The sequence below is a fragment of the Bacillus sp. LK2 genome (assembly GCF_001043575.1).
Lineage (GTDB): Bacteria > Bacillota > Bacilli > Bacillales > Bacillaceae_G > Bacillus_A > Bacillus_A paramycoides.
This window is the reverse complement of record NZ_LDUK01000061.1, coordinates 23917-40498: the sequence shown is the minus strand read 5'-3', so window position 1 is coordinate 40498 and position 16582 is coordinate 23917. Positions and strand designations below refer to the sequence as shown.

10 protein-coding genes and 1 pseudogene are annotated in these 16582 nt (G+C 36.3%); all 11 read left to right on the top strand.

The genetic code is table 11. The features are described 5' to 3' along the window. The 11 genes and pseudogenes from VK90_RS25230 (at position 1) to VK90_RS25180 (ending at position 16570) form a co-directional block, all read left to right on the top strand. A complete protein-coding gene (locus tag VK90_RS25230) occupies positions 1–1473 on the top strand; it encodes an aldehyde dehydrogenase family protein (RefSeq protein WP_048376159.1) in 1473 nt (490 codons plus the stop codon). Between the two features lie 45 nt (positions 1474–1518). Beyond that, a complete protein-coding gene (locus tag VK90_RS25225; protein ID WP_048376157.1) occupies positions 1519–2937 on the top strand; it encodes an MATE family efflux transporter in 1419 nt (472 codons plus the stop codon). 45 nt (positions 2938–2982) lie between these two features. Further along, entirely contained in the window at positions 2983–3282 is a 300-nt protein-coding gene (locus VK90_RS25220; protein ID WP_048376155.1) for a cupin domain-containing protein, read from the top strand. A 155-nt stretch (positions 3283–3437) separates the two neighbouring features. Beyond that, positions 3438–4823, top strand: coding sequence for a CoA-acylating methylmalonate-semialdehyde dehydrogenase (locus VK90_RS25215; protein WP_048376152.1), 1386 nt, complete (start codon positions 3438–3440; stop codon positions 4821–4823). A gap of 30 nt (positions 4824–4853) precedes the next feature. After that, positions 4854–6209, top strand: coding sequence for an aspartate aminotransferase family protein (locus tag VK90_RS25210; protein WP_197088231.1), 1356 nt, complete (start codon positions 4854–4856; stop codon positions 6207–6209). Between the two features lie 91 nt (positions 6210–6300). Next, positions 6301–7920: an amidohydrolase gene (locus VK90_RS25205; protein WP_048376149.1), complete on the top strand. Its 1620-nt coding sequence runs from the start codon at positions 6301–6303 to the stop codon at positions 7918–7920. 43 nt (positions 7921–7963) lie between these two features. Next, a pseudogene (locus VK90_RS25200) lies at positions 7964–8503 on the top strand (multidrug effflux MFS transporter); the annotation flags it as partial. Positions 8504–9647: 1144 nt separating this feature from the next. Further along, positions 9648–11450, top strand: a complete 1803-nt coding sequence (locus VK90_RS25195) for an ATP-binding protein (RefSeq protein WP_048376147.1) — start codon at positions 9648–9650, stop codon at positions 11448–11450. Positions 11451–11952: 502 nt separating this feature from the next. After that, a complete protein-coding gene (locus VK90_RS25190; RefSeq protein ID WP_002172765.1) occupies positions 11953–12666 on the top strand; it encodes a response regulator transcription factor in 714 nt (237 codons plus the stop codon). Next, entirely contained in the window at positions 12663–13721 is a 1059-nt protein-coding gene (locus VK90_RS25185; protein WP_025150476.1) for a sensor histidine kinase, read from the top strand. The genes VK90_RS25190 and VK90_RS25185 overlap by 4 nt, the downstream gene beginning before the upstream one ends. Positions 13722–14260: 539 nt before the next feature. After that, on the top strand, positions 14261–16570 hold the full coding sequence (locus tag VK90_RS25180; RefSeq protein WP_048376145.1) for a binary toxin-like calcium binding domain-containing protein: 2310 nt from the start codon (positions 14261–14263) through the stop codon (positions 16568–16570). The last annotated feature ends 12 nt before the right edge of the window (positions 16571–16582 follow it).

The window sequence follows — 16582 nt, the reverse complement described above, 5'->3', positions numbered from 1 at the left end:
ATGGAAATTAACATGTTCATTGACGGGAAATGGGTAGAAGCGTTATCCGGTGATAGACGAAACATTATTAACCCTGCAACCGGAGAGGTTATTGCAACGTCTGCTCATGGATCAGCAGACGATGCGAAGATAGCAATTAAGGCAGCTCGTAAAGCATTTGACAGCGGAATATGGTCGGGTTTATCGGCGGATGAAAGAGCTGACTATTTATATAAAATTGCAGACCGTCTTGAAGAGAAGACAGTTGAAATTGCCCGTTTGGAAACGGTAAATAATGGTAAGGTTATTCGTGCCACAACCTATGTGGATATTCCTGTATCAATTCAATGCTTCCGCTATTATGCTGACTTAATTAAAGGTATGAAAAAAGAATCTTACACTCGCGAGGATGCTTCGGAAACGATTATTATTCATGAACCGATTGGTGTTTGCGGACTTATTGTACCTTGGAATTTCCCGCTTATGTTAGCTGTTTGGCAAATTGCTCCGGCACTTGCCGCAGGGAATACAATTGTAATTAAACCTGCTGATGTCACTCCTGTAAGCGTATACAAATTGTTTGAAATTATCGAAGAAGTTGGGCTTCCTGACGGAGTGGCAAACTTAGTATTGGGACCTGGCTCAAAAGTTGGGAATGAGCTTGCAGAGAGCCATGATGTTGATAAAGTTGCCTTTACCGGTGGAACAACAACAGGCCAAAGTATTATGCGCGCAGCTGCTGGCAATATGAAAAAAATCACACTTGAACTAGGTGGTAAATCTCCACTTATTGTGTTCGACGATGTGGATTTTGAAACCGCAGTTGATAATGCGATGTTTGGTATTTTCCACAATGCTGGGCAAGTTTGTTCAGCGGCATCTCGTTTGCTTGTACAAGAGACTATTTACGATAAGTTTGTTGAAAGATTGGCCGAGCGTGCGAACAAAATTGTAGTTGGCAACGGAGAAAATGAGAACATTGAAATGGGAGCTCTCACAAACGAATCTCATATGAATGAAGTGTTACATTATATCCAGAGAGGAATCGAAGAAGGTGCAAAATTAGTTTGCGGTGGTCAGCGCTTAACAGAAAATGGGCTTGATCGAGGATTTTTCATCGCACCAACAATATTTGCTGATGTAAATGAGAATATGTGTATTGTTAAGGAAGAGATTTTTGGTCCAGTCCTTGTTGTACAGAAATTTAAAGATGAGGAAGATGCGATCCAAAAAGCGAATGATTCCATTTATGGATTAGCCGGTGCTGTATTTACGGAAGATATGGATCGAGCAAAACGTGTTATTAGTAAATTACGTGCGGGAATTACTTGGATTAATAGTTATCATCTCGCTTATGTTGAAGGTCCTTGGGGCGGATATAAGCAAAGTGGAATCGGTAGAGCGTTAGGTGCTGTTGGGCTGGAGCATTTTATGGAAACGAAGCAAATCAATATCCACCAGCATGTCAAGCCTGTAGGTTGGTATGCGAATTAATTGAGCTTAACTTGCTATATAAATTATTTATAAGGGGATATGCTCATGAAAATAGTGGACAACCGTCCGTCATCGAAAATAGAGCAACCAGAAGTAATGAATACGCCGGTGGATGATTCAGTGCTGGGAACCAAAAGTATTCCGTTACTATATTTACGGTTTGCTTTGGCAGGAATTATGGCTAACGTAATTCTAGGAGTTGTATCGGTTATCGATGGCTTTTTCGTCAGTGGCTTTCAGGAGCTAGAAATCGAAGGGATCGGAATTGGATTTACGGTCATGGTTATTACCCGTATGATTGGTGTTCTTTTGGGTGTAGGAGCCGGAGCGGTCATTTCACTTCGACTGGGGAAAGGGAAGATAGAAGAAGCTAGAGGTATTATGGGGCAAACTTTATGGTTTACTCTTTTCCTTTCTTCTTTGTTAGCTATACTTGGGTTGGTCTTTGAAAAGGATATTATGATTTTATTCGGGGCAAGTGATGAAGCGCTCCCGTATGCGGTGCAATATAGTCGACTACTATGGATTTCATTGCCATTAACGATATTGGCCGTTGTATTAAGTATTTTAACTAATATCGATGAAAAACCTGGATTATCAATGAACAGTTGGTTAGTCGCAGCAGTTGTTGCTGGGATTACAGAATGGATTATGGTAGTGAAGTATGACATGGGGATGATGGGTTCTTCATGGGCTAATACGATTTCGCAATCGATTCCAGTCCTTCTAATCTTTTATTTCTGGTTTGGTAAAACGAAACTTAAGCCAAAAATGAAAGATATGATGATTAATCTAAAGACGATTGGTGAAGTAGCTTGGACGGGCTTTGCATCTTTCTCGAGTCAGTTTATGATGTTTTTTGCCATTATTATCTTCAACAACTTACTACAAAGCTACGGTGGTGGGCTGCACGTTGCAGCTTTCACGATTCAAAACGGTTATATTACCAATCTACTTGCCTTAGCAGCGCTCGGCGGGATGACAGGACTCCAACCGATTATTAGTTATAATTACGGTGCAGGAAACCTTGATCGTGTTAAGCAAGCAATTAAGATGGGGCTCATTTTTACAGTTTCCTTCTTTGTGATTGTGACAGCTCTACTAATCATTTTTGCAGATCCAGTTGTGTCATTTTTCTCCGGTGGTAATGTTGAATTGCAGAAACTGGGCATTTGGACGACAGTTGTATTTAATTCTTTGTTTATGCTTAATGCAGTCAGTTTGCTTATCTCCGGTTATTTCGAATCACAAGAGAGAAATTGGATCGCAACGTTTATTAATGTTAGCAAAATGCTGTTGTTCTTGTTCCCATTTCTATTTATTTTCCCGAAATTCTGGGGTGTGGAAGGTGTATGGTACGCAGGCCCTGCTGCAGAAATTCCAGGCGTTCTCATTGCCATATACTTTATGAGAAAAGAGTTCAAACGTTTAAAAGATACAAATGTTAAGACGGTAGATTTATAGAATTAATTTCTTCAAAATTACCAATAAGAAAGAGAGATGATCATCATGTTTTTTGCGAAAAAACTTACGGCAGAAGAAGCAGAGCAACTAGGTGTTAACACGTGGGAACCATGGGTAGGCGAACCGAATAAAGGAACGTGGCATGTAGAAGAACAGGAAGTTTTCTATGTGACAGACGGTGAAGTGTTTATTACTGTTGATGGGAAAAAATATCATATTACAAAAGATTGGGTCGTTTCCTTGGCTAAGGATCTTGTTTGTGAATGGGATTGCCCAGTATTTTTGAAAAAGAATTATAAGATGAACCATGAGATCAATGTGAAATGGGAAGTGGGCAAATGCTAAGTAGATAACTACTCCTGCGCGTTAAAAAGATTGAAAATTCAGAATAGAGATGTTGAAGAAATGTAGTGGGATTTATGAAGATAAGTTTACATACCGCCTTATGAATGCGCTTTCTTTATACGTAGGGCGGTTATCTGAAAATAGGAGGTTTCACCATGGTAGTAACGAAAAATGTACAAACATTGAAAAATTATATTGGCGGACAATGGATAGAATCCACAAGTAAGCATGTTGAAGATGTACCAAATCCAGCAACAGGAGAGATTATTGCTCGTGTACCTCTTTCGACTAAAGAAGATTTAGATAGAGCTGTAGCAACTGCGAAAGAAGCATTCCAAACATGGAGAAAGGTTGCTGTGCCTAGGCGTGCTCGAATTCTATTTCGCTATCAACAGCTATTGATTGAAAACTGGGAAGAGTTAGCTAAACTCGTTACCTTGGAAAACGGAAAAAGTTATAAAGAAGCTTACGGTGAAGTACAGCGAGGGATTGAATGTGTTGAATTTGCCGCAGGTGCACCCACTTTAATGATGGGAGAGCAACTTCCCGATATTGCTACAGGTGTTGAATCAGGGATGTATCGTTATCCGATCGGAGTAATCGCAGGAATAACGCCATTTAATTTTCCGATGATGGTTCCATGTTGGATGTTTCCACTTGCGATTGCATGTGGAAATACGTTTGTATTAAAACCATCTGAAAGAACACCGTTATTGGCTAATCGTATAGCCGAACTATTTAAAGAAGCAGGTCTTCCAGATGGAGTACTAAATGTTGTGCATGGTGCACATGACGTCGTTAATGGCATTCTTGACAATGAGGATGTGAAGGCTGTATCTTTCGTTGGTTCTCAACCAGTCGCTGAGTATATTTATAAAACAGCAGCAGCTAATGGCAAACGTGTACAAGCTCTTGCAGGAGCAAAAAATCATTCGATCGTATTAAAAGATGCGGACCTTAGTTCTGCAGCGAAAGAAATTACAAATGCTGCCTTTGGTTCAGCCGGTGAACGATGCATGGCGGCGGCTGTTGTTGTAGTGGAAGAAGATGTTTTCCTTGGCCCCGTTATTCGCGAAGGACATAAAGAGCGAACACTCGGATACATTCAATCTGGTGTAGAGCAGGGAGCGACACTTATTCGTGATGGACGTGAAGATGATGCAGCAAACGACCGAGGTTATTTTGTTGGCCCAACGATTTTTGACAATGTGACACAGGAAATGAAAATCTGGAAAGATGAAATTTTCGCACCGGTTCTTTCTGTTGTACGCGTAAAAAACTTAATGGAAGCGATTCATGTTGCTAATGCATCACCATTCGCAAATGGTGCATGCCTGTACACGAATAGCGCAAAAGCTATTCGTGAATTCCGTGAAGAAATTGATGCAGGTATGCTTGGGGTTAATCTTGGAGTTCCCGCTCCAATGGCATTCTTCCCATTCTCTGGTTATAAGAAATCTTTCTATGGTGATCTCCATGCAAATGGAAAAGATGGCGTGGAATTCTATACTCGCAAGAAAATGCTTACGGCTCGTTATTAAAAAATTTATGTGAAATCATAAAAAGATAGAATGGAGTTGGTGATTGTGCAAGCGACAGAACAAACACAAAGTTTGAAACAAGCAGATGAAAAGTACCTTTGGCATGCGATGAGAGGAGCGGCCCCTAGTCCAACGAATTTAATTATCACAAAAGCAGAAGGAGCATGGGTGACGGATATTGATGGAAACCGTTATTTAGACGGTATGTCTGGTCTTTGGTGCGTGAATGTTGGATATGGCCGAAAAGAGCTTGCAAGAGCGGCTTTTGAACAGCTTGAAGAAATGCCGTATTTCCCTCTGACACAAAGTCATGTTCCTGCTATTAAATTAGCAGAAAAATTGAATGAATGGCTTGATGATGAATACGTCATTTTCTTTTCTAACAGTGGATCGGAAGCGAACGAAACAGCGTTTAAAATTGCTCGTCAATATCATCAACAAAAAGGTGATCATGGACGCTATAAGTTTATTTCACGCTATCGCGCTTACCACGGTAACTCAATGGGGGCTCTTGCAGCAACAGGTCAAGCACAGCGAAAGTATAAATATGAACCATTGGGGCAAGGATTTCTGCATGTAGCACCGCCTGATACGTATCGTAATCCAGATGATGTTCATACACTGGCAAGTGCTGATGAAATCGATCGCGTCATGACATGGGAGTTAAGCCAAACAGTAGCCGGCATGATTATGGAGCCAATTATCACCGGGGGCGGCATTTTAATGCCTCCTGATGGATATATGGCAAAAGTAAAAGAAATTTGCGAGAAGCACGGTGCGTTGCTCATTTGTGATGAAGTTATATGTGGATTTGGCCGGACAGGGAAGCCGTTTGGATTTATGAATTATGGCGTCAAACCAGATATCATTACAATGGCAAAAGGCATTACAAGTGCGTATCTTCCTTTGTCAGCAACAGCAGTCAGACGAGAGGTTTATGAGGCATACATAGGCAGTGAAGATTATGATCGCTTCCGCCATGTGAATACGTTCGGGGGAAATCCTGCTGCTTGCGCCTTGGCTTTGAAGAATTTGGAAATTATGGAGAATGAGAAACTCATTGAACGTTCCAAAGAATTGGGTGAACGACTGTTATATGAACTAGAGGATGTAAAAGAGCTTCCAAACGTAGGAGATGTTCGCGGAAAGGGCCTTCTTTTAGGTATTGAACTAGTGGAAGATAAGCAAACAAAAGAACCGGCTGCCATTGAAAAGGTGAACAAAGTCATTAATTCTTGTAAAGAAAAAGGTCTGATAATTGGTAAAAATGGTGACACTGTTGCAGGTTACAATAATATTTTGCAGCTTGCACCTCCATTAAGCATTACAGAGGAAGATTTTACTTTTATCGTTAAAACCATAAAAGAGTGTTTAGCTCAACTTTAATTTGTTAAAACGCGGAAGGTCCTATTGAGAGATGTAATTTTAAATACTGAATGAATTACTCGAAAAGGGTAATTCCGAAAGGGTTGAGTTTATGAAAGCTGATGTTGTCTTGATAAATGGAGAAGTTATTACAGTCGACCAAAAGAATGCAGTAGTCGAAGCTGTAGCAATAAAAGATAATCGCATCGCAGTTGTTGGTTCGAATCAGGAGGTTAAGAGTTTTATAGGAGAAAAAACGGATGTAATTGACTTGCAAGGAAAAACGCTTCTTCCTGGATTCATTGATTCCCATCTTCATCTCATTTCTTATGGACTAAATCAGTTGGCTATCAGTTGTAAAGTTGAACATATTGATTCTATCGAGGCTTTGTTAGATGATCTGAAAAAGAAGGCATCAGAGACGCCAAAAGGTGAATGGATACGTGCTTGGGGCTTTAATGAAACAGCTGTGAAGGAAAAGCGTTATCCAACAATTACTGAGCTGGATGAAATTTCAGTTGAACACCCTATTATTATAACTCGTACTTGCCACCACATAAGCGTGGTGAACAGCAAAGCATTAGAAATTGCGCAAATTAACGAGAACACACCGGATCCGAGTGGGGGAGTTATTGAAAAAAATCAGGAAGGAAGGCTTACAGGAAAGTTAATTGAAGCAGCAAATATGAGAATGAGCGAGGTTGCAAGTTATACAGAAAGTGAAATGATGAAGGCTGTGAAAATCGCATCAGATCATTTCGTTGCAGCTGGCATAACAAGTATACATGACGCAGGTGGAGATGGACCTGAGAGTTTTCGTTTACTACAACGAGCTGTGAAGAGTAGGGATATTCGTGTCCGAATATATGCAATGATATGTCAAATAAATAACTCTCATGAATTTGTTAATAAAATGATCGAAGCTGGTGTAGTAACTGGTACCGGAGATGAGAGATTCAAAGTTGGACCGGCTAAATTATTTACAGATGGGAGTAGCACTGGCCCTACAATTGCAACCCGTAAGTCATATTCAAGTGACCCTAACAATTACGGTATTCTTTATTATAGTGAGGAAGAAATCTATAAGGTTTTAGGTGAAGCGCATAAAAAAGGTTATCAAATCACTGTACATGCACAAGGTGATAAAGCTATTGAAATGTATTTAAATTGTGTAGAAAGGGCGCTAGAGGAATCACCAAGAAAAAATCATCGTCATCGAATCGAGCACGCGGGAATTTCTTCACCGGATTTACAAGAGAGAATGAAAAAACTAGAGATGGTTCCAATTCCAAATCCTCCATTTCCATATGAATTTGGAGAGATATATGTCCGGCATTATGGTGATCGTGTGAATCACATGTACGCTGCTCGTGATTTTATTGATCGTGGCATCATTGCAGCAGGTAGTTCGGATGCACCAGTTACTGACTATAATCCTTTATTAGGAATTCATGTTGCTGTCAATAGAAAAAGCCAGTCTGGAATGGAGGTTGGTGCTAATCAATCTATAAGCGTAATGGAAGCTATTAAACTATACACCTGGAATGGCGCTTATGCGAGTTTTGAAGAAGAGATAAAAGGAAGCATAGAGGTCGGAAAGTTGGCGGATTTAGTTATATTAAGTGACAGCATTTTAAGTGTCAATCCAAATCAAATTAAAGATTTAAAAGTAGAAACAACAATTATTGATGGTGAAATTATCTATCAAGAAGAACAATCAGTGAAAATTTAATATATCATAGTTTGCATACCACGTAACTCTTGTAATGTTACGTGGTGTTGTATTTAGCTATTATGCAGAAGCGCCGTTTAGCTTTATTGAGTACTTTCAGTTATCACCTAGTATGTACGGATTTCTAGGAATTGTAGTTGCGTCTGCCTCTATTATTGGGGCGAAAGTTTCAAAACGGTTACTACCTATTTATAAACCGGGGAAAATCATATATATAGGTTGTATTGTAATGACAGGAGGAGCAGTCATTTTATCTGTTATTACTTCTGTTGGATCAAATCCAAACATACTATATATGATTGGATTTTTAGTAGCGATGTTTATATTGCTACTAGGAATTGGGGTAGCGTTACCTAACTGTCTAAGCTTAGCGTTAGTAGATTTTCAAGATGTCATTGGCACAGCCGGTGCATTGTTTAGCCTAGGCTATTATATAATAGTGACGATGACGATTTGGGGAATGAGCCAGCTTCATACAGGTTCATTAGTAGTCATGCCTCTATATTTTTTAGATATTGTAGTAATTATGGTAGTTTTCACTCGAGTATTTATTTTGAATGATAGAGCTGAAAATTCTGTTTAAATATATAAAGAGAAAAGAGAGTCTCATTGAAAAATGAGACTCTCTTTTTTATAAAAATTATCATTCATGTTGATAATTTTTAATACTACAGTTTTACAAAATTTATTTATTGAACAAGAGATTTCTTTAGCAACTGTTTTTTTATCATCTCCAATAAATTGTGAATATAGTCGTCATGTGGGAGTGTAATGGAATGTTTGCTGTATAAAAATAGGTCGAGTAGATTGTAAATAAAATACTAAATTCATATTTTTAAACAGATTTGTAGATGGAGGAGGTTTGAAATAAGGTTTTATCCAAAAAACTGATATTTGGTTTATATTTGGTTTGTATTTGGTTTATGTTTGGTTTATGTATACTTTGCGTCTGCCTTATGTTTGGTTTCATTAATTACAAAATCAGTTACAAAAGTTACAAAAACTATTTTTGTTGTCTAAATAGTCTTATATTACGGAGGAGAGCATGAAAAAAATGTCTTTAGGAGGGGGCAAAAAAATTCGGTGAATAAAAATTGTGAATCATTAAAAATGTGTTATTAAACTTGGACATACTCATGTTATGAATCTAATGATGAAGGGGAAAAGTATGAGTAAACCGCTAGCTTTTTAATGAGAACATTATTAATCAGATATTTATGCTCATTTTAAGATGGCAGGTATGATGCAACGGTATAACGTTTTAGATTACAACGTTATCAGTAATTGCTTAGTTTGTAAATGTTGATACCATCAGCTAAGTATTATGTTGTAAACGGTAAGCGACTTAGTAAGGATAATAGGGAAATATCGATTGTTTTTTGTTTGTACGATGATTATAAACTAGGTTTATCAGTACGATTTAGAATTAAATAGTTTATATAAAAGTAAGAGGATAATAAGTTTACTTATAGCGTGCCGTTGATTTAGAAAGAAATACAATTGATTTTTATTTAGGTGAAACAAGAAAGTATAAGGCCACGGAGCGTTTTTTATGAAAGCTTTGCGGTCTTTTTATATTTTATTACTCTATACAAGTACGCGGTGGATCCTATGGTATTTCAGAACAAGATCATCATTGTAATAGGTAATTGTTTATTGCTTCTAGTTGGAAAATTTATATGGGGAGTCTTAAAGATATAGTAAATATAAAGGAGATGGGTTAAATAGTGAAATACACACTTAAAGATCTTATAAATATAAATGAGTTTAAGAATATAACAGAGCAATTTTATAATTTAACTAAAGTTCCATTCTGTCTCCTTGATAATAATCAAAATGTTATATTTTCCAAAGGTGACCCTTTTTTTCATAATCAGAAAATCCAATTGCCCCAAGAAATGCATATTCCCATCATTATTGAGCAGGAGCATATAGCAACCTTTGTTATAGGAACAAGTATTAATAAAGAGGTTATTGCAGATTCTCATATAACACATTTTAAATGCATTGCAAATCTAATTGAAGAGATGGCAACACAACAATTACACCTTAAAAAATTTCATGAAAAAGATTCACAAATAAAGACGATAACAAATCATGAAGAAAATTGTTTAGGCAGTGTATTACAAAATATGCCGATTATGATTAATGCTATTGATGAAAAAGGAAATATTATTATGTGGAATCGGGAATGTGAATTAGTAACTGGATATAATGCAGATGAAATAATTAACAATCCCAAAATGATGGAATTGCTACACCCTCATAAACCTTATAGAAATCAGTTATGTAACGAGTTGTTGCATAATGGTCACGAATCTAGAGATTGGGAGGTGAATATAACATGTAAAAGTGGAGAGATAAAAACTATTATGTGGTCAAACATTTTACATAGTATTCCAAATTTAGGATGGAGTATTGGAGCAATTGGAATTGATATAACTAAGCGTAAGAGGATGGAAGAAAAACTTAAACAAACCTCGACTGAACTAGAATTAATTTTTAAAGCAATTCCTGATTTGTATTTTTTGTCAGAACTTGATGGGACCATTAAGGATTGTAAAGTTAATGCTATATCCAAATTTTATGTTCCAATTGAAGAATTTATAGGGAAGAAATTCCAAGAGATATTACCAGTTCCTATCATAAAGCAATTTGAGAAGGCTATTAATCAAATAAAAACTTCATCCGCTCCTGTATTAATAGATTATTCTCTACAACTAGATGATGAAATTTATTATTTTGAAGCAAGACTTTTACCGCTTTTTGAGGATAAAATTATGATTATTGTACGTGATATTACAGAGCGTACAATAACGACGGAATTATTAAAGAAATCAGATACCCTTAATGCAGTAGGGCAATTGGCAGCTGGGATTGCTCATAAAGTTCGTAACCCATTAACAGTAATTAAAGGGTTCATGCAATTATTGCAACAGGAAGTAGGGAAGGATAAAGAATATTTAAGCCTAATACTTTCTGAAATCAGTAGTATAGAAAAAGTTATTCAAGAATTTTTATCTATTGCAAAACCGAATGCTGCAGTATTTGAACCCAAAAACCTTTGTACTATATTAGATAATGTAGTCGACTTAATAAGTACACAAGCAATTATGAAGAATATTCGTATTGCATTAAATATGGATGTTGAAAACTTATTGGTTGAGTGTTGCGAAATTCAACTAAAACAAGTTTTCTATAGTATTTTACAAAATTCTATTGAGGCTATACAAAATGGTCAAGAAATCATCATTAGCGTGAAAAAACATAATAGTACCGAGGTTAAGATTTGTATTTTAGATAAAGGAGTAGGTATTCCTTCAGAAAGAATTAAAAGACTAGGTGAACCTTTTTATAGTACAAAAGAAAAGGGGACGGGTGTTGGGCTCATGATGAGTTACCGAATTATTGAAAGTCATGGTGGAAAAATAAGTATAAAGAGCCAAGTTGGGAAAGGAACTACTGTTACTCTGTTTTTTCCAATTTATAACGGTGACTCAGTTGGTGATGTTAGTGCAAATAGCATGTAATCATAACTAGCAAATAAATCTCTGAAAATGAAAGATCAAGCTATTATCTTGTAGAAACATAGGTGGTCTGAAGTAATTTGATCTGGCAAAGAAAAATGGATTTAATAGGGATAATGTAACTTGAATTTGAAGTACAACTCCTAGTTTCAGTAGACGTTATATTTTATGCATAGAAGTAAGAGGCTCCTTTCAAAATTCACTTAAAAAGTTAGATTGATAATTCATAATGTAACGGAAGATAAAAAATTAATTTAGGGAAAAGAAGGTTGCTCTAAATACCATTTAGGTTAAGTTACATGTATATCTAAAAAGTGAAAAGTTTCTTTTTCTCAGCTATTGAAAAAGAAACTTTTTTACTTGAGTGATAATTTTTTATGATATTTGTGAAAGGGTTTTGTTATATTTTTGAAAGGAAAATGCAATGTATATAAACTAATATGAACTTACGCATATTGATTTTATATCAATCGCCATTGATGAAGGAACCGAGGAGACTTAATGTATGAAAACAAGAATTGCAATTATAGAAGATGAAGATAGTATACGAGAGATATGTAAACGGTACTTAGAAAGAGAAGGGTATGAAGTATACACTGCTGTGAACGGAACAGAAGGATGGAATGTATTTCAACAATTTCAACCAGATTTAATTATTTTAGATTTGATGATGCCAGGAAAAGATGGATGGGAACTATGTGAGGAAATTCGCCAACATTCCAATGTGCCGATTATTATGTTAACCGCGAGAGGAGAAGAAAGAGAGCGGATTTTAGGATTAACAATGGGAGCGGATGATTATGTAACAAAACCCTTTTCACCTCGTGAATTAGTATTAAGGGTACAAATTATATTAAGAAGAGGAAGTCAAGTAACAATTCAAGGAATAGAGTCTGCATCAGGAATGATAGAGTTTCTAGATTTGAAAATTGATCCAACAAAAAGACGTGTATTTGTTTGTCAATATGAAATAGAGCTAACGGTGAAAGAGTTTGAGGTGCTTTATCTCATGGCAAAGCATCCTAAACAGGTGTTTTCACGGTCTCAACTTCTTGAACAAATTTGGGGATTTGAGTATGAGGGCTGCACAAATGCAGTAACTGTATTAATGAGTCGTTTACGTGAGAAGTTGGAGAAGCATACAACAAAGAACCGTTGGGTTCATACGGTCTGGGGCATCGGTTATTGTTTCGAACCAGATGGAGGAAACGATAAATGAAATTACGATATCAACTTTTATTGATGAATTTATTAAGCACGGGTATCATGGTAATTTCTATATGGTACAGTGAAAGGCAAATGTTACTTAGACCAGAACAGACACGATTATTAATAGTAATTGTAATTGTAGCCATGATTATTTCTACGATTATTTATTGGTTAATGACACGTCCTATTATGAGATCTATTCAAAATTTAATTGCCTTAACCAAACAATTTAGTGATAGACAATTTGGAACGATGTACATAATAGGGAAAGAACCGGAAGAGTTTAAAGAATTAGCGGAAGCTTTTCAAGAAATGGCCAAAAAGTTAGACGAAAGCTTTGCTAAATTAGAAAAAGGAGAAAAAGCACGTACAGAGCTGATTGCGAATATTTCCCACGACTTACGAACACCCATGGCTAGCATACAATTGATGATAGAAGCGTTACAAGATGGATTAATTGAAGACCCTGATATGAAACAACAATATTTAAAGACAATCCTAAATGATATACAACGATTAAGTGGATTAATTAATGATTTATTTGACCTTTCTAAGTTAGAACTTGGACAAGAAGTTTTTCATCCAAGTTTAATACATGTAGATAGTATTCTATTAAAAGTAATAGATTCACATGATATCTTATTGCAAGATAAAGAGATTGATTTGCAATTGCACGTTTCTGAGACATTACCACGAATTTGGATTATGCCATGTAAAATAGCTCGAGTTATTAATAATTTGTTGCATAACGCGATTCGGCATTCTCCTACATGTGGAGCAATCGAATTAATTGTAGAGGAAAATAAACAGAAGCAGCAAGTTCAATTCACTTTGTGTGATGAAGGAGAAGGGATTTCTCCAGATGATCAATTGCGTATATTTGACCGTTTCTTTAGAACGGATCCATCAAGAAGTTCACAATCCGGAGGTTCTGGGCTTGGTTTAGCCATTGCAAAATCGCTAGTTGAACTGCATAAAGGACAAATTGGTGTTCGGGATCGCCAAGACGGGAAACAGGGATGTGAATTTTGGTTTACTCTTCCTGTTACATCAGAGAAGAAATGAGACGGTTGAAGGTCTTTTGTAACATTTACGAAAGTGAATTGAAAGATATACATAATAAGATGACTGTATTGAAGGTAATTATATTTTAATTTCTTTATTTTAGGAGAAACAGCGGAACTGGGACAATTCTTAAGCAGAATCGCATGTGTAATTATAGGGATTTTATCTTTTATAATTAAATCGTTTATCAATAAAAGGAACACAACTTTAAAAAAAGTAGTGTTCCTTTTATTTTTGTCATCTATCATATTTAAATTTTATTAAATAGCAAAGTAAAACAGGGAGCAAGCATAGAAAATTTCTTCTTCCTTTTTGTTTGGTTAGGATATGATTATAAAATTTGTTTCTGCAATTTTCTCATCTTTCTATGTGTTAAGAAATTCTGCAACGGAACTCGTTATATCGATAAAGTAAAAAAAGATTTGTGAAAGACTTTTGTAACATTTGCGAAAGAGAAATGAAAGACTTGTTAGATATTATGAAATCAATCTTACTAGTAGATGTTCAAACACGTATAGGAAATATGGAGGAAAACTAAGATGAAAAGATTAAAGCCAATACTTGGTGCAGTAAGTAGTTTAACTATGGCATTGACGATAACAGCCCCTGCTTTAGCTGAAACAAAGCCTGAACAAGACGGAAAAGTAGAAACCTTTAAAGAAGATACAAATTTAAAGGAAGGACAGAATATTATCTATGGCGATTCTGGAAAAAAGGGAGTCATGATTATGGAAGAGCCTCAGGAAAATAATGATTGGGACGAAGATGGTATTCCTAATGATGTGGAAGAAAAAGGATTTAAAATTGTATTTAATGAAAAGACAGGGAAAAATGAAGCCCAGTTATATGACCTAGTGCAAGACTTTGGAAAAAAGAGATTTATAACAAATCCTAAGAGTGCAAACTCAGATGGAGACCCTTTTACAGATAGCTATGAAGTGGAGCATTATGATAGTGATTCTGATATAGATTTTAACCCTATGATCGCGAATGTACCAAATCTACAAATTGCTGTAAAACGTATTGATATTACTCCTGTTGCTAGTATTACAGACTCAAATGGTGAGTCACGTACTAAGACTTGGGAAAAAAGCTTATCTGTACAACATTCTTTTAATGTTGGCTTAGCTGGTGAAGGTGGCGCTGAAGGATCAGCAGCGGGTCCTGTACCATCGGGTAAGGGATCGATAAATGTGGGGTATGGTTATTCAAATACAAAAACGGAAACAGAAAGCATCTCTAATAGCTTTGACTGGTCGACAGCAACCACTGTTGATTCATCTAAGGCAGCAAATGTGAGGCTTCATCTAGAATATAAAAATACGGGTACTGCATCTGCTGGAGATGTTTCACCGCACTTTAACATTCGATTAGGAAATAAAATTATTAATACTGTAAAGGCAACACAAGATCGTTATAAAGCCAACTTGTTAACTACAGCAAAAGGTGGAAATAATAAAACTGAAATTCTAATGGATAGTATAGAAGGTCAAGCGGATGTGAAAATTTCCTTAACACTGGATGAATTAAAAGCGGTAGAACAAGGGGCACCACTTTCTATTGAAGTCTTGCCTACTAGTACGATGAATGTGTATACAATGAAAGATGGACAATTTGTAAATTTAGGAGATTGGTCGCATTTTGCATCAAATGTAAATGCTTCTACTACATTGGTAGAAACAAACTACGGTTCTATACCGAAATATAGAATCTATACACCAAGAACGGGCAAGGAAAAGCCTGCTAACATTAATCATAATCTTTCACTAGACGAATTCTTTGCACATACTGGGATAGCTGATAAAGGTTGGGTAGCGAATTATATAGTAAATGGTCGCCTAAACGAAGAACGAGTTCGTTATGGTCCAAGTCGGACTCTTTTAGAACGAGGTAAGAACCTTGGTTTCTTTGATAATCGTGCACTACGACCAACTCTATCATATAGCAGTTATGATTATAGCAAGAAAAAGATTTACGCATCGGTTATACCAGGGATATTTAATTTGGGTGAAGAAATATTTGTTACGGTTCGAAATAAAAAAGGTGAGAGCCAAAAGGTAACGTTAGTTCGAAATCAGAATTCAAATGTGTATGAATCTAAAGAAAATGAGCCTGTAGACATAGCAGTAAACCGTGCATCTCTTGGAGAATATCAGGCAAAGTTTGAACTCATTGATGCAAAAGACAATAAAACTGAAGTCTTCACACCTCTTGTTTCAAATAAAAGCTATCTAGAAGCTATCGATAAATTAGTAGTAGATAATTCTGGAGAACCTATAGTAGAAGGTAAAAAGTACTATTTGAAGTCATCTGCTCGCTTTTATGAAGGTGTACAGGAATCTTGGTCTGCCGGTACTTTAAATCAATCAATTAATGGGAGATATGTACACTTTTCACTTAAGGGGAATAATTGGGACGGATTGAGACTCGGTCCTATCCAACAAGCAATACATGGACCAGACATTCAAGCAACACCAGTATTGATTGAAAGAAAAGGAAAATCTAAACCTGAAGAACCATTCAAAAAAGATGAAGAAGTATTTCTTAAGTTTACGAATAGTAGCCATAGTAATTACCAGTATTTAAACTTTGGAAACGGTTATGATTATAGCTGGTTAGATACTGAACAGAATAGATCTGCTATTAAATTAGACAAAATTCCTAATCAGAAGAGCTTCTATATAAAATCTGATTCTACTTATATAACATCTAGAGAAAATCAGTGGACTAGTTCTGTTGCAGATAATGGTATTGCCCCGCTTGTGGGTGCTGGTGAGCGTGTTTTAAGATCTGAGCATACAACTTCACCGGGTAATTATCACCAATGGGAATTAGAAAGTATTAAGTAAAGAATGATGCTA

Bases quoted from the DNA above. Each gene is read 5' to 3' on its own strand.
- VK90_RS25230 (WP_048376159.1), top strand. From the start codon at position 1: ATGGAAATTAACATGTTCATTGACGGGAAATGGGTAGAAGCGTTATCC.
- VK90_RS25225 (WP_048376157.1), top strand. From the start codon at position 1,519: ATGAAAATAGTGGACAACCGTCCGTCATCGAAAATAGAGCAACCAGAA.
- VK90_RS25220 (WP_048376155.1), top strand. From the start codon at position 2,983: ATGTTTTTTGCGAAAAAACTTACGGCAGAAGAAGCAGAGCAACTAGGT.
- VK90_RS25215 (WP_048376152.1), top strand. From the start codon at position 3,438: ATGGTAGTAACGAAAAATGTACAAACATTGAAAAATTATATTGGCGGA.
- VK90_RS25210 (WP_197088231.1), top strand. From the start codon at position 4,854: ATGGAGTTGGTGATTGTGCAAGCGACAGAACAAACACAAAGTTTGAAA.
- VK90_RS25205 (WP_048376149.1), top strand. From the start codon at position 6,301: ATGAAAGCTGATGTTGTCTTGATAAATGGAGAAGTTATTACAGTCGAC.
- VK90_RS25190 (WP_002172765.1), top strand. From the start codon at position 11,953: ATGAAAACAAGAATTGCAATTATAGAAGATGAAGATAGTATACGAGAG.
- VK90_RS25185 (WP_025150476.1), top strand. From the start codon at position 12,663: ATGAAATTACGATATCAACTTTTATTGATGAATTTATTAAGCACGGGT.
- VK90_RS25180 (WP_048376145.1), top strand. From the start codon at position 14,261: ATGAAAAGATTAAAGCCAATACTTGGTGCAGTAAGTAGTTTAACTATG.